At 44.9% G+C, this 14122-nt stretch carries 12 protein-coding genes; 11 read left to right on the top strand and 1 reads right to left on the bottom strand.

What is annotated here, in order from left to right; translation table 11 throughout:
* Positions 1–341 precede the first annotated feature (341 nt).
* The 7 genes from petA (at position 342) to CXF82_RS19000 (ending at position 7437) form a co-directional block, all read left to right on the top strand.
* A complete protein-coding gene (gene petA / locus CXF82_RS19030) occupies positions 342–932 on the top strand; it encodes a ubiquinol-cytochrome c reductase iron-sulfur subunit (RefSeq protein ID WP_101092523.1) in 591 nt (196 codons plus the stop codon).
* Complete coding sequence (locus tag CXF82_RS19025; RefSeq protein WP_102044761.1) at positions 932–2146, top strand: cytochrome b; 1215 nt, start codon at positions 932–934, stop codon at positions 2144–2146. Before petA ends, CXF82_RS19025 begins: the two co-directional genes overlap by 1 nt.
* Positions 2146–2841 (top strand): cytochrome c1, encoded by a 696-nt coding sequence (locus CXF82_RS19020; protein ID WP_101092521.1) that lies wholly within the window; start codon positions 2146–2148, stop codon positions 2839–2841. The genes CXF82_RS19025 and CXF82_RS19020 overlap by 1 nt, the downstream gene beginning before the upstream one ends.
* Positions 2842–2950: 109 nt before the next feature.
* Complete coding sequence (gene sspA, locus CXF82_RS19015; RefSeq protein ID WP_101092520.1) at positions 2951–3580, top strand: stringent starvation protein SspA; 630 nt, start codon at positions 2951–2953, stop codon at positions 3578–3580.
* Positions 3580–4035, top strand: coding sequence for a ClpXP protease specificity-enhancing factor (locus CXF82_RS19010; protein WP_101092519.1), 456 nt, complete (start codon positions 3580–3582; stop codon positions 4033–4035). The genes sspA and CXF82_RS19010 overlap by 1 nt, the downstream gene beginning before the upstream one ends.
* 248 nt (positions 4036–4283) lie before the next feature.
* Positions 4284–4856, top strand: coding sequence for an anthranilate synthase component II (locus CXF82_RS19005; protein ID WP_101092518.1), 573 nt, complete (start codon positions 4284–4286; stop codon positions 4854–4856).
* Positions 4857–4959: 103 nt separating this feature from the next.
* Positions 4960–7437 carry a S9 family peptidase gene (locus CXF82_RS19000; RefSeq protein ID WP_102038045.1) on the top strand — a complete coding sequence of 826 codons (2478 nt, stop codon included), beginning with the start codon at positions 4960–4962 and terminating at the stop codon, positions 7435–7437.
* A gap of 72 nt (positions 7438–7509) precedes the next feature.
* On the opposite strand, the gene CXF82_RS18995 is transcribed toward CXF82_RS19000, so the two are convergent.
* Positions 7510–8940 carry a DEAD/DEAH box helicase gene (locus CXF82_RS18995; protein ID WP_102044760.1) on the bottom strand — a complete coding sequence of 477 codons (1431 nt, stop codon included), beginning with the start codon at positions 8938–8940 and terminating at the stop codon, positions 7510–7512.
* Between the two features lie 380 nt (positions 8941–9320).
* Here CXF82_RS18995 and CXF82_RS18990 point away from each other — a divergent pair, with 380 nt between their 5' ends.
* The 4 genes from CXF82_RS18990 (at position 9321) to cydC (ending at position 14014) form a co-directional block, all read left to right on the top strand.
* A complete protein-coding gene (locus CXF82_RS18990; protein ID WP_101092515.1) occupies positions 9321–9527 on the top strand; it encodes a DUF3565 domain-containing protein in 207 nt (68 codons plus the stop codon).
* A 196-nt stretch (positions 9528–9723) separates the two neighbouring features.
* Positions 9724–10074: a DUF3622 domain-containing protein gene (locus tag CXF82_RS18985; protein ID WP_101092514.1), complete on the top strand. Its 351-nt coding sequence runs from the start codon at positions 9724–9726 to the stop codon at positions 10072–10074.
* Between the two features lie 386 nt (positions 10075–10460).
* On the top strand, positions 10461–12275 hold the full coding sequence (cydD, locus tag CXF82_RS18980) for a heme ABC transporter permease/ATP-binding protein CydD (RefSeq protein WP_102044759.1): 1815 nt from the start codon (positions 10461–10463) through the stop codon (positions 12273–12275).
* Positions 12275–14014: a heme ABC transporter ATP-binding protein/permease CydC gene (gene cydC, locus CXF82_RS18975; RefSeq protein ID WP_101092512.1), complete on the top strand. Its 1740-nt coding sequence runs from the start codon at positions 12275–12277 to the stop codon at positions 14012–14014. The genes cydD and cydC overlap by 1 nt, the downstream gene beginning before the upstream one ends.
* The last annotated feature ends 108 nt before the right edge of the window (positions 14015–14122 follow it).

Here is a 14122-nt window from a genome sequence, read left to right as displayed (position 1 = left end):
ACCGCCAATTCCTACCTATTCAGTCAACTATTCACTCATAGCAATAATAAGCCTACATCTAAGAGTGTAAGTGTCTAATTTAGCAGTGTTTAAACAAGATGTTTTTTGATGTTCTATAGAGCTTGATTGCGGAAGTTATTAGCCTTGATGCTTTCTTTTTATACATAATAGGCATTTAAAGCAACATAGTTAACTTAGTTCTGTGTTTTAACTATGATCTGGTTCTAATTTTTGGCTATAATGAGCTCCGCCTCTAATTTAGGTTTTTAATCTCTGGCTGTAAGTCAGATTTTGAGAAACTTGATATAACAAAAATTCCAACACTCTCTGGAGATAAGTGGATGAGCAATGCGCCAGTCGATACCGGACGTCGCAGATTTCTGACCGCAGCAACCGCCGTAGTAGGTGGTGCTGGTGCCGCTGCTGTAGCGGTTCCGTTTATAAAGTCATGGAATCCGAGTGCCAAAGCGAAAGCAGCAGGTGCGCCGGTTGAAGTAAACATAAGTAAAGTCGAGCCAGGTCAACTTATTCGAGTTGAATGGCGTGGTAAGCCTGTATGGGTTGTTCGTCGTACCAAGGAGATCTTAGCGGGTCTGCCTGCTATTGACGATCAGCTTCGCGATCCAGCTTCTGTGGAACCACAGCAGCCTGCATACGCGCAGAACACATGGCGTTCAATTAAGGAAGAGTACTTCATAGCCGTTGGCTTGTGTACTCACCTAGGTTGCTCTCCAACTTACTTACCAGATACATTTGGTGAGCAGGTAGAAGGTGTTGCATCTGGCTTCTTCTGCCCTTGTCACGGTTCTAAGTTTGATATGGCTGGTCGCGTTTTCCAGGGTGTACCTGCGCCATTGAACCTCGTCATCCCTCCACATCAGTATATTGATGATGGTACCGTGATTATCGGTGTCGATAAAGGAGCTGCGTAATGGTTAAGAATATCATTGATTGGATTGACGAACGTATTCCTATGACCGCGACGTATAATCGCCATGTCGGTCAATATGCGACACCAACCAACTTTAACTTTTGGTACTTTTTTGGCTCATTAGCCATGCTCGTACTGGTTAACCAACTGCTTACCGGTATCTGGTTAACGATGAACTACGTGCCTACAGCGGAAGGTGCGTTCGCTTCTATTGAATATATCATGCGTGATGTTGAGTACGGTTGGTTGCTGCGTTATATGCATTCCACCGGGGCATCCGCCTTCTTTGTTGTCATCTATCTTCATATGTTCCGTGGTTTAATCTACGGTTCATACCAGAAGCCAAGAGAGCTGTTATGGCTATTTGGTATGCTTATCTTCCTGGTGTTGATGGCTGAAGCATTTATGGGTTACCTACTACCTTGGGGACAGATGTCCTACTGGGGAGCACAGGTTATTATCTCATTGTTTGGTGCTATCCCATTTATTGGTGATGATCTCACATTGTGGATCCGGGGCGACTTTGTTGTCTCTGGTGCGACCCTAAACAGATTCTTTGCGCTGCATGTTATCGCTCTGCCGCTTGTACTTGTGGTTTTGGTGTTCTTACATCTAATCGCGCTACATGAAGTGGGGTCAAACAACCCAGACGGAATCGAGATTAAGAAGAATAAGGATGAGAATGGTTGGCCTAAAGATGGTATCCCATTCCACCCATACTATACCGTCAAAGATATTATGGGCGTCGCAGGATTCTTGATTGTCTTCTGTTATGTGTTGTTCTTTATGCCTGAAGGTGGTGGTTACTTCCTTGAGGGGCCGAATTTTGAAGCGGCTAACCCGATGAAGACACCTGAACATATTGCACCAGTTTGGTACTTCACACCTTTCTATGCGATTTTGCGTGCGATTCCTGACAAGTTAATCGGGGTTATCGGCATGGGTCTTGCTATTGCGGTTCTGTTCATTCTACCTTGGTTAGATCGTTGTAAGGTTAAGTCAGTTCGTTACCGCAGCATGACCCACAAGCTGAACATTGGTCAGTTTGCCGTATCATTTATTGCATTGGGTTACTTAGGTGCAGTTCCTACAACGGAAATTCTGACTTATGCGGCGCGTTTCTTTACGGTGACTTACTTCGGCTTCTTCTTACTACTGTGGATTTACAGTAAGAACGAGAAGACTAAGCCTGTTCCAGAGAGGTTGACACACTAATGAAAAAATTATTGATTGCATTAGTCGCATTGGTCCCAACTTTGGCGATGGCTTCTGGTGGCGGTGCTCACCTTGAAGACGCAAACATTGACCTAAATGATCAAGCGTCGCTGCAGCGTGGTTTGGATCACTTCCAAAACAACTGTGCAGGTTGTCATAGCACTCAGTATCAGCGTTATGAGCGAGTGGCAACAGATCTCGCTATTCCGCTAGATGTTATGAGCGCTAAGTATGTCCATGGTGAAGCCAAAGTAGGCGAACTTATGGAAAATGCGATTCCTGAAGTTGATGCGGCTAAGTGGTTTGGTGCTACACCGCCAGATCTAACCTTGGTTGCACGTGTTCGCGGCGAAGATTGGGTTTACTCATACCTTAAGGGTTTTTATAAAGATGAAAGCCGTCCGTTTGGTGTGAATAATACTGTTTTCCCCTCTGTTGGTATGCCGCATGTTCTGCAAGAACTTCAGGGCCTAGCAGTTAAGCAGGAAGATGGAACCTTAGTTGCGACTGGCGGAACACTCTCTGCTGAAGAGTATGACCAATACGTCCGTGATATCACAGGCTTCTTAGTTTACTCTGGCGACCCCGTAAAACTTGAGCGTGAAAGCTTAGGTTGGTGGGTGATGGGCTTCCTGTTTATTTTCTTTATTGTGGCTTACCTCTTAAAGAAAGAATACTGGAAAGATGTACACTAAGCCCTATTAAAGGGTAGAATGTATTATCCGCATATTGTAAACGGGGAGCTTTGCTCCTCGTTTGCTTTTGCATTTTTTGCTTTTTGATTTGTGAAACCGGAGGGTATCAATGGCTGTCGCTGCCAACAAACGCTCAATCATGACCCTGTATTCAGGCGCCGATGACCTTTATAGTCATCAAGTACGTATCGTTCTCGCTGAGAAAGGAGTAACGGTTGACGTGCTGCAGGTTGATCCAAATGAGATCCCTGAAGATTTGATCGAGCTTAACCCGTACAACACTGTGCCAACATTGGTCGACAGAGAGCTAGTACTTTATAACTCTCGCATCATTATGGAATACCTAGATGAGCGCTTTCCTCATCCTCCATTAATGCCTGTTTATCCGGTTTCTCGTGGCCAAACTCGTCTTTGGATGCACCGCATCGAAGAAGATTGGTATGCACTTGTAGAGCGCATTAGAAAAGGCGACCGTGCTGAAGCTGCTCGTAAAGAGTTGACTGAAAGCTTAACGGCAATTGCCCCTATCTTCGGTGAAGTGCCTTACTTCATGAGCGAAGAGTTTGGTTTAGCTGATTGTTATTTAGGTCCACTATTGTGGCGTCTACCTGTGTTGGGTATCGAACTTGATAGCCGTGCAGCAAAAGACATTAAAGGTTACATGACTCGTTTGTTCGATCGTGAATCCTTTAAAGCTTCTTTAACAGAGACTGAGCGCGAAATGCGCATGGGTATCTAATGAAAGAGCTGACTCCGAATCGTCCATACTTGTTGCGGGCTTATTATGACTGGTTGATGGATAACCAGTTAACGCCCCATGTTGTTGTTGATGCCTATGTGCCTGGCACACAAGTACCACAACAATATGTTAAAGATGGTCAAATTGTACTTAATATTACTGAAAGTGCTGTAGGTAACCTACAAATCACTAATGAGTTTATTGAGTTCAGTGCACGTTTTGGTGGTGTACCTCAGCAGGTGTTGCTGCCTATGGCTGCAATTGTTGCTATCTACGCCAGAGAAAATGGCGCTGGTACGGTTTTCGATTTAGAAGAGTCGTACCAAATAGATGATGCTGAAGAGACAGGACTTTCTGTAGTGAAAGAACCTGTGGTTGAAATCAGCGAGCCTGAAGAGGCTAAAGAAGAGGTTAAGGAACCTAAACGCCGTGGTCATTTGACCTTAGTGAAATAGGTTGTAACCTGCCAAGAAAGCCAGTCATTGACTGGCTTTTTTATTGGATAAAATTAACGACAAAACGAACAAGCGGTAACGTTAATCTACTCCACTCTTATAAGTGAAGATTTAGGGACGCTGTGATAGCATCAGCGCTAACTATACTAAACCCTATACAAAGCGATGTTTAGCGCGATTTCCCAGCGTGTTATGGGAACTCTTTCGCCATCGATATTGCAAGTGAAATACAGGCTCACGGCGCTCTTATGATCTTAATGATCGATAACTACGATTCTTTTACATATAACTTGGTGCAGTACTTCCAGCAACTGGATCAAGAGATCACGGTTAGGCGCAATGATGAAATAACCCTAGCGGAAATTGAGTCACTCAATCCTAGTCATATCGTTATCTCCCCAGGTCCTTGCACGCCAAATGATGCAGGGTTATCCCTTGCCATTATTAAGCATTTCGCGGGTGAATTACCCATTTTTGGTGTGTGCTTAGGCCACCAAGCTATTGCCCAAGTATTTGGCTCAAACGTGGTGAAAGCGAAGCGAGTCATGCATGGAAAGACCAGTAAAATAGCGCATTCAGGGAAAGGTTTATTTTCGAGCCTGAATAACCCGCTAACAGTAACGCGATATCACTCTTTATTAATTGATGCCGTCCCTACCGGTTTTGTATTAGATGCTTGGTACGATGATCCGTTACATGGCCGTGAAATAATGGCAATGAGTTGTCCAGAGCAGAAAATCTATTCAGTGCAGTTTCATCCTGAATCAATTTTGACAGAGCAGGGGCATAACTTGTTAGCCAATTTTATCGAAATTACTTAAGTTGCTACTATCTGTTACAAAATTAACTGCGTTTTAAACAAATCCCGTTGGTAAAGTGTGATATAAAAGTCCGCAAAAATACCAATAATAAAAGGGATGGATAATGAAAAGCGTCATTCGTCATATCGGAATGAGTGCTCTAACAGTCGCTATTTTAGCGGGTTGCTCATCGACTAACACCACTGTTGCACCTGAGCTAACTTCCGCTACAAATGTTGTAGCATTGTCAGCGCCTCCACAAGTTGACCAAGCACTTACACTTAATCAGATTATGGCTAATCCAGATTGGATGGGATTACTTGCAAAAGGGGCTTACTGGAGTGACGATAGCCAATCAATCTATTTTTCTCGCCAAGCCCATGGCAACCCAACTAAAAATTACTATCAACAAGATAGCAAGGGTTCTGCAGCCAACGAGCTTGCGTTAAATCAGCTTCATGCAGCCGATCAAGAATATGGTGTGCTGGATAATGATAAGACGCGTAAAGCCTATCTTTATCAAGGTAACTTGTTTGTAAAAGATCTCGGTTCAAAAGTCATCACTCAACTCACCCGCCAAAATACCAATGTTGATGGTGTCCGCTTTTTGAACAATGGTGATATTGCCTATTGGCAAGGTGATAATATTTTTAAAATTCACCGCGATTCAGGTTTATCCGAGCAGATAGCCAATATCAAAATGGCATCCGCCCCTAAAGGTGTGCAAGATCCTTCAAGCTATATCGCCAAACAGCAACATCGCCTTATTGAATATGTTGCACTGCAACAAAGCAACGCCAAGTCTAAGCAGCAGTATAAAGAAGCCTTAGTTAACGCAGATCCTACTATGGCAGCCAAGACATGGTATTTAGGTGATACTGAAGTGGTCACCGAGCTGAGCTTATCTCCTGACGGACGGTATGTATTGTTGTCACTACGTGACAAAGATTACAGCTGGCGTTCAGAGCACGACATCATGCCGAACTACTTAGGTAAAGACGGTTATGTCGATGCAGTACCTGCCCGCGCCCGTGTTGCCGAAGATACCCCGCCAGGTGAGCGTATGGTTATTCTTGACCTGCAAAATCACACCAAAAAAGACGTTACCATTGAAGGCCTGACGGGTTTTGATGAAGACGTACTGGCGTCAGTTAAGGCAGAAAATGCCAAGGCTAAAGGTGAAAGCTATATCAGCGAAAAATCACCGCGTAAAATTCAATTCATTCAAGATTGGGGATGGTCACAAAGTGCTATCCAATGGCAAGCATCTGGCGATAAAGTCGCGGTGATGCTCGAAGCTATAGATAATAAAGATCGTTGGATAGCGACGGTTGATTTAAGTAAAGGCAGTTTGAAAACTGAACATCGCCTGCACGATGATGCGTGGATTAACTACAACTTTAACCAGTATGGTTGGTTGCCTAATAGCGATAGCCTGTATTACCTTTCTGAAGAGACGGGTTATTCACACCTGTACCTAAAAGCCAGTGGCGAAAAAGCTAAAGCGCTGACACAAGGTCAATATGTGGTAAGTGATATTACATTGGGCCCCAAAGCACAGTTTATCTATTACAAAGCCAATAAAAGCCACCCAGGTATCGATAATGTTTATCGGGTAGAGATAGCAACAGGTAAAGATGAGCAACTAACGCAGTGGCAAGGTCAGCTCGATTATAGTTTGAGCCCTGATGGTACGCAGTTACTGCTCAGTGCTTCTACTCGTACAAAACCTGCAGAGCTTTTTGTACAACCTGTTGGCGGCGCGATAAAACAGCTGACTGATTATACAAGTGATGCATTTAAAAACTATGCATGGCAAGCACCAGAAGTCGTTACTGTTCCATCAACCCATGGTGCCGGCGAGGTGTATGCTCGTGTTTATTTGCCGCAAGGATATAGCAAAGACAACGCTGACAAGTATCCGGCAGTTATTTTTAACCATGGTGCAGGTTATCTGCAAAATGCTCACTACGGCTTCTCTGGTTACTTCAGAGAGTTCATGTTCCACAACTTGCTTGCCCAACAGGGCTACGTAGTCATGGATATGGATTATCGCGGTTCAAAAGGCTACGGCCGAGATTGGCGTACAGCGGTATACCGTCAGATGGGAACCCCTGAAGTTGAAGATCTTAAAGACGGTGTCAGCTGGATGGCGGCTAATGCTAATGTCGATGCTGGTAAAGTGGGCACCTACGGTGGATCTTACGGTGGCTTCTTGACGTTTATGGCGCTATTTAATGAACCTGAACTGTTCCAAGCAGGCGCTGCATTGCGTCCAGTGACTGATTGGGCACATTATAACGCACCGTATACCTCTAATATCTTAAATACGCCAGATGTCGACCCCATTGCTTATGAGCGTAGCTCGCCAATTGAGCATGCTGCAGGTTTACAAAAGCCATTATTGATTATGAGCGGAGTGTTAGATGACAACGTATTCTTCCAAGACAGCGTTCGTTTAGTACAACGTTTGATTGAGCTTGAAAAGCCGATGTTTGAGACTGCGATCTATCCGGTTGAACCTCATGGTTTCCGTCAGCCATCGAGCTGGTTAGACGAATACCGCCGTATTTATAAACTGTTTGAGCAAGAGCTTAAATAACGTTATTCCAGACAATAAAAAGGCTCCCGATGGGAGCCTTTTTTATTTGGTATTCAATGTAATAGCGTGATATTAGCCTTGTGGGCTATTTTCGCTGCGACGACTGCGGCGCTGCCCTGATAACGGCGCAGATCCAGGCTTGCTTGATCGGCTATGTCTTGGGTTTTTATCCGTAGGCTTATGGCCACGCGCCGCTTCTCCGCTGCGTTGTCCATCTTTATGCTCAACTTTACCTGCACCATCTTGGCTGCGATTAGCTGGCTTGGCACTTGAGTTAGAACGTCTTTGGTTGGTGCCTCGAGGGCTACTATTGCGCGGACCTTTGTTCTGTCCGTGAGATTTACCCGTCAAATCGGTCTCTGGCAGAGTATGAGTAGGTTCTAAACCTTCAATAACTCTACGTTCTAAATTTTGCTTGATCAGTAGTTCGATATCACGCAGCAATTTAACTTCATCATCGCTAACCAGTGATACAGCCTGACCAGTAGCACCTGCACGGCCTGTACGTCCGATACGGTGAACATAATCCTCAGGTACATTTGGTAGGTCGAAGTTGACCACTTGAGGTAGCTGATCGATATCAAGGCCACGAGCGGCAATATCGGTTGCGACTAAAATGCGTACATCGCCATTCTTAAATTCAGCCAGTGCTTTAGTACGTGCTCCTTGGCTTTTATTACCATGGATGGCTGCTGCAGTAATGCCTTTAGCCTCGAGACTTTTAGCCAAACGGTTTGCACCATGTTTAGTACGGCTGAAAACCAAGACCTGTTGCCAGTCATTTTGCTTGATAAGCTGAACCAGTACGGCTGCTTTTTGGCCTTTATCGACCGGGCAGATCCACTGGGTTACAGTATTAGCTGTGGCGTTACGAGGTGTTACTGAAATTTCAACCGGATTGTTGACTAAGCCTTTAGCGAGCTTTCGAATATCATCAGAGAAGGTCGCAGAGAACATTAAGTTCTGACGCTTAGCGGGTAGCGCGGCAATAATCTTCTTAATATCGTGAATAAAGCCCATATCTAGCATACGGTCAGCTTCATCTAGTACTAACACTTCAAGCTGGCTAAAGTTGACGGCGCGTTGGTTATAAAGATCAAGCAAGCGACCTGGAGTCGCGACTAGGATGTCAACACCACGACTAAGTTTCGAGATTTGTGGGCCAATGCCGACACCACCAAAAATAACCGCTGATTTTAGAGGCAGGTTTTTACCGTAAACTTCGACACTTTCACCCACTTGAGCCGCGAGTTCGCGCGTCGGTGTTAATACTAAGGCTCGCACTTGTTTTGCTGGAGCTTTGGTGCCTTTTGAAAGAATCTCTAACAGTGGCAATGTAAAGCCTGCTGTTTTGCCTGTCCCAGTTTGGGCGGCGGCCATAACGTCTTTACCTTCAAGTACCGCTGGAATAGCCTGTGCTTGAATTGGAGATGGAGTGTCATAGCCTTTGCTAGCGACAGCTTTCAAAATTTGGGCTGATAAGCCCAGTGAAGCAAAACTCATAGATTGGTCTCATTTCGGCCAGCCAAGCTGGCGTAAAGCGCGCTGACTGCTGTTATAGGAGGGCCGGCTAATGCTGGCGGGCGTGCAGCTTACAGGATCTGCCCAAAAAGCGCCATTTAATAAACAATAGCGCTATTATCTCATCGTTTAGAGTATGGCAGCGAATAGCAGCTTTTGAACGGGAGTACGGGGTAATGATTACCCGCTTAGCTGCTGGGAAAACAGCCTAATGGAGTTAAATTTCTCAATTGTGTGATTTTTAGTCGCTTAAAAGATGTTGTTTCAAGTCTGCACGTGTTAATCTCGCGCCCCTGAAAGTTTATCTATCGACTGCAACTCAAACTTAGCCAATCGCTTTTGGTCTATTTAAGGTGTATGCCTTGCTACAAGCCATTATTAATTATCATAAAGATGATGAACAACATTGGGTTGCAGAGTTAGCTTGTGGTCATAACCAGCATGTGCGTCATCGTCCACCGTGGGAAAACCGTGGTTGGGTGACAAGTACTCGCGGGAGAAAATCTATGCTCGGGTATCAACTCACATGTCAACTATGTGAATTCGACATGGTAGATAAACTGAAGTGATAGCTTAATAGGCGAATTGATCAGTCAGACATATTATTCACGACTATGACTTGGCATGGCAATTAAGCGCTATTACGCTGAAAGAATATTGAAGGTAGCAGCAAAGCAACGGCGATTGCTGTTACTTATTGATTGAGCTAAATCATTAACGCATTAAGCTCAAAGTATTACGATTATTGTTAGGAAAATAAGCAACATGACACAAACAAAGAAGTATGATTTTCGCGTTGTTGAAGATAAAACAACTTGGACTGGCCAGATCACTCGTCGTCAATCAGCTAGAAAAATAGTGGTATCAAAAACCCAAAAAGGTTTTGCTACTGAAGCTGAAGCGATAGCGTGGGGCGAAACTGAGCTGAAATCATTCTTAGAGAACCTTGTTAAGCGTAACGAACGTAAAGCTATAGCGCGTGACGAGCGTAATAAAGCGGCTGACGCTAAAGAGCTTGCAGCAGATGTATGGCGCAGCGCTCGTGACGAAAAGAGAGCATCTGAGAGTGATTCTGAAGATGAAAACCTTGATTACGGCTCAGACGCCGAGCGTTAATTGAGACGCTAACTTGCCAAGTGTTATTACACTATTATTAGGCAAGAGATAAAATTAACCGCGATAAGCTGAGCTTTCGCGGTTTTTTTGTGCTTAAAAGTCAACAGCTATGGCGAATGATGTTGAGTCATAGTCGCCATTTTATTGATCTAGCTCAATTTATGTGAGTCTCATAGCAAATACGCAACTGGCGTTTTATTCTGCGATTAATGCCTGCGATACTAGCATTCCTTTATGCCTCAATATTATTTTTTTTAGGCTACGGAACTTACACTTAAATGCAGTCCTCTTAAATACTGCTTTCTTGGTGACGGCCTTCAGGCGTCTTACTCTTACTCCGTTAATTTATTAAGCTTATCTGTCAAGTACAGTAAATCTGGGATCCAATGGATAAAACCGTAGAGAAAAAACTCACTCACTGGCTCAAACAGCAAAAATCAGCCTGTGGTTATTACCTCAATGTATCGATTTTCTTTGGGGTGCTAACCGGCATTAGTTTGATGTGTCAGGCATGGCTCATTGCTACCATATTACAAGGCATCATTATCGATGAACTGCCTAAGGCTACTTTTAGTGACCATTTCTGGTTACTGTTGCTGCTCACTATTGTTAGAGGTGTATTGGCATTTGCTAGAGAGCGTTCAAGTTTTAAAGCGGGTGCCCAGCTACGAGTGCATATGCGCGCTGCGGTTTTGGATAAGTTGGCCGCATTAGGGCCTGCTTTTATTCAGGGTAAACCTGCTGGCAGTTGGGCGAGCATTGTGCTTGAACAAGTGGAAGACTTACAAGATTTCTACGCACGTTATTTGCCACAGATTGTTCTGGCAGGCTTTATTCCACTGATTATTTTAATGGCTGTATTCCCGGTCAACTGGGCGGCAGGGATTATTTTACTCGCAACCGCGCCGCTTATCCCAATGTTCATGATTTTAGTAGGAATGGGGGCTGCAGATGCTAACCGTAAAAACTTTGGCGCCCTGGCTCGTTTAAGTGGTCACTTTATGGATAGGCTTAAAGGCTTGTCGACCTTGAAGCTGTTTAATCAAGGTGCCAAAGAAGCTAAGGCGATAGAGAAAGCGTCAGAAGAGTTCAGAGAACGCACCATGTCGGTGCTGCGAATGGCGTTTCTCAGTTCAGCAGTGCTTGAGTTCTTTGCCGCGGTATCGATTGCGGTCTTGGCAGTGTATTTTGGTTTCAGTTATTTAGGCCATTTGGATTTTGGTCATTACGGTACCTCAATCAGCTTATTTACCGGTCTGTTTATTCTTATTCTCGCGCCAGAGTTTTATCAACCGCTACGAGATATGGGCACGCATTACCATGCTAAAGCACAGGCGATTGGTGCTGCAGAAGAGCTAATGGCTCTGCTTGACCATCCAGAAGAAAACGCGGGTCAAAAAATGGGTACGGGTGATGAACTTGAGGCTGAGGTTAGTATTGAAGCCATTGATCTTAAAGTTTATAGCGTCGATGGCACCGAGCTGCTTGGACCGATTAGTTTTACGTTGCAGCAAGGTGAGCATTTGGCCGTCGTGGGGGCTAGTGGTGCGGGTAAAACAAGTTTGCTTAGTGCCTTATTAGGCTTTTTGCCGTATCAAGGCCAGCTTAAGATTAATGGTGTTGAGTTGCGCCAATTGCCGATGTCGCAGTGGCGTAAAAAATTGGCATGGCTTGGGCAAGAGCCTCAACTGTTTTGTGGCACCGTGCGTGAAAATGTTGCGCTAGGACAGTTAGCACAAGACCAAGCACTGTCAGATGATGCTATTAAGGCATTGTTAGCCCAAGCACACATTCTCGATTTTATTGAATCGCAACCGCTAGGGTTAGACCATCCTATACAAGAACAAACGGCAGGCTTATCCGTTGGGCAAGCCCAACGTATTGCACTCGCTAGAGCGCTAGCGCAGCAACCTAAACTATACATATTAGATGAACCTACCGCGAGTCTAGACAGCTTAAGCGAACAAGCTGTACAAGCGACATTAGCTGATGCGATGCAAGCAACGGGTTGTTTAATGGTGACTCATCGGTTGGAATCATTAAGTTCGATGGACAGAGTATTAGTGATGGAGAATGGCTTATTGGCACAGCAAGGTACATTTGCTGAGCTTTCAGCAGCTGAAGGGGTGTTTAAGCGAATGTTACTTGAGTCAGCGCCTGTTGATATTGAGCTCGCGATGAAGACGGAGGGAGAGCTGTAATGAAAGCGCTATTACCTTACATTAAACGATTTAAAAGCCAATGGTTCATGATGTTTATCGGACTGTTTTTAAGCGTGACCACCATGATGGCGGGTCTTGGCTTATTAGCGCTTTCCGGTTGGTTCTTATCCGCCGCAGCGGTTGCTGGGCTCACCGTAGTTACGGCGCAGATGTTTAACTATTTTACGCCTGCTGGTGGTGTTCGTTTGTTATCAATCGTTCGCACAGCGAGCCGTTATGGCGAACGTTTAGCCACTCACGAGGCAACATTTAGCTTATTAACCGATCTGCGTTGCTGGGTATGGAATAAGCTGATGCCGCTGAGCGCTAAAAACCTGCAGGGGATCCGCCGAGGAGACTTACTTAATCGGCTAGTGGCAGATATCGATACGTTAGATCATCTTTACTTGCGCTTGCTGACACCGCTACTAGCTTCATTATTGATGCTAGTGGGGCTGTATTTCTTTGTTTCATGGTTCGATGCAAAACTGGCAGCCACACTCTGTAGCATATTATTGGCAGTATGGTTGCTTCTGCCAACGGTATTTTACTTTCTCGGTCGTAAACCGGGTATCGCTCAGCTCGAAACTAAGCGTGAGTTACGGGTGCAGTTGCTCGAGTACTTGCAAGGCCAAGCCGAGTTAACCTTATTTGGTGCACAAGGGCTGTATCGCCAGCGCTTAAACGGTGCAGAGAGCTTAATGATCGCCAGTCAAAATCGAATGAATCGGGTGACGGCTCTTAGTCAAGCCTGTCTCATCTTCTGTCATGGTTTTGCTGTGCTAGTCATGCTGTATATGGCTGCAGCGGGAGTAGGCGAGTCTGTGCCGCCAGGGCCAAAACTGGCAATGATTGTATTTATAACGATGGCGACCATTGAGATGATGATGCCATTAGCGGGGGCATTTCAGCACCTTTCCGCTTGTAGCTCAGCAGCAACTCGACTTAATCAAGTGGTAGAGCAAACACCAGAGGTTACCTTTGCAGAAGATAATGATCTGCAAGTCAGTGAGGGCAGTGTTGAATTAACCAATATCGATTTTGGCTATGACCCTGAGCATAGCGTATTGCAACAACTTAACTTCGTCATTCCAGCGGGGTCCAAGGTCGCTTTACTGGGGCAAACGGGTTGTGGGAAGTCGAGTTTATTGTCATTGATTACTCGCGAGTGGTTACCACAACATGGCCAAGTGATATTGGATGGGCGTGACGCGAATGCTTATTCTGAGGATGCTCTACGCAAATCAATGTCGGTCGTGAGCCAACGTATCTATCTATTTAGCGGCACCTTAAGAGAAAACTTAGCTATTGCATTGGATAACGCTAGCCGTAAAGATGACGATAAGTTGATTGCGGTGTTAGAAAAAGTCGGCTTAGGGGTATTATTGCAAGGTGATAAGCCATTAGATAACTGGATTGGTGAAGGTGGTCGGCAGTTATCGGGTGGCGAGCAGCGCAGAATTGGCGTGGCTAGAGCACTGCTTAGAGATGCCCCTATGTTACTGCTTGATGAGCCAACCGAGGGGCTTGATAAGAAAACAGAACGAGAGATTTTAGCGTTATTGTTTGCGTTTGCGAGTGATAAAACGGTATTGATGATCAGCCATCGTTTAACGGCAATGGCGAGAATGGATACGATTCACTTGATGGAGCAAGGTAAGATCCGTTGCTCAGGTAATCATCAACAACTAATTGAAAGTGATAGTTATTACGCCAGCCTATACCAAAAGTTAGCCTAAGTTGCAGAGCCATTTGATTAAACGAGTGTAAGGGTAATAGTCTATAACCCTTACGCATTTTGAACTAATTAAGGCATTAGATTCAGTGACTCGCTCGCATTAATGGCC

It is taken from the genome of Shewanella sp. GutDb-MelDb (assembly GCF_002836075.1).
GTDB lineage: Bacteria > Pseudomonadota > Gammaproteobacteria > Enterobacterales > Shewanellaceae > Shewanella.
Note: the sequence above shows the minus strand (reverse complement) of the source record. Positions and strands in the feature narration are given on the sequence as shown.

Coding starts and splice junctions, on each gene's coding strand:
- CXF82_RS18995 (WP_102044760.1), bottom strand. CDS start 8,940: ATGAGTTTTGCTTCACTGGGCTTATCAGCCCAAATTTTGAAAGCTGTC.
- CXF82_RS19025 (WP_102044761.1), top strand. CDS start 932: ATGGTTAAGAATATCATTGATTGGATTGACGAACGTATTCCTATGACC.
- CXF82_RS19005 (WP_101092518.1), top strand. CDS start 4,284: ATGATCTTAATGATCGATAACTACGATTCTTTTACATATAACTTGGTG.
- sspA (WP_101092520.1), top strand. CDS start 2,951: ATGGCTGTCGCTGCCAACAAACGCTCAATCATGACCCTGTATTCAGGC.
- CXF82_RS19020 (WP_101092521.1), top strand. CDS start 2,146: ATGAAAAAATTATTGATTGCATTAGTCGCATTGGTCCCAACTTTGGCG.
- cydD (WP_102044759.1), top strand. CDS start 10,461: ATGGATAAAACCGTAGAGAAAAAACTCACTCACTGGCTCAAACAGCAA.
- petA (WP_101092523.1), top strand. CDS start 342: ATGAGCAATGCGCCAGTCGATACCGGACGTCGCAGATTTCTGACCGCA.
- cydC (WP_101092512.1), top strand. CDS start 12,275: ATGAAAGCGCTATTACCTTACATTAAACGATTTAAAAGCCAATGGTTC.
- CXF82_RS19010 (WP_101092519.1), top strand. CDS start 3,580: ATGAAAGAGCTGACTCCGAATCGTCCATACTTGTTGCGGGCTTATTAT.
- CXF82_RS18985 (WP_101092514.1), top strand. CDS start 9,724: ATGACACAAACAAAGAAGTATGATTTTCGCGTTGTTGAAGATAAAACA.
- CXF82_RS19000 (WP_102038045.1), top strand. CDS start 4,960: ATGAAAAGCGTCATTCGTCATATCGGAATGAGTGCTCTAACAGTCGCT.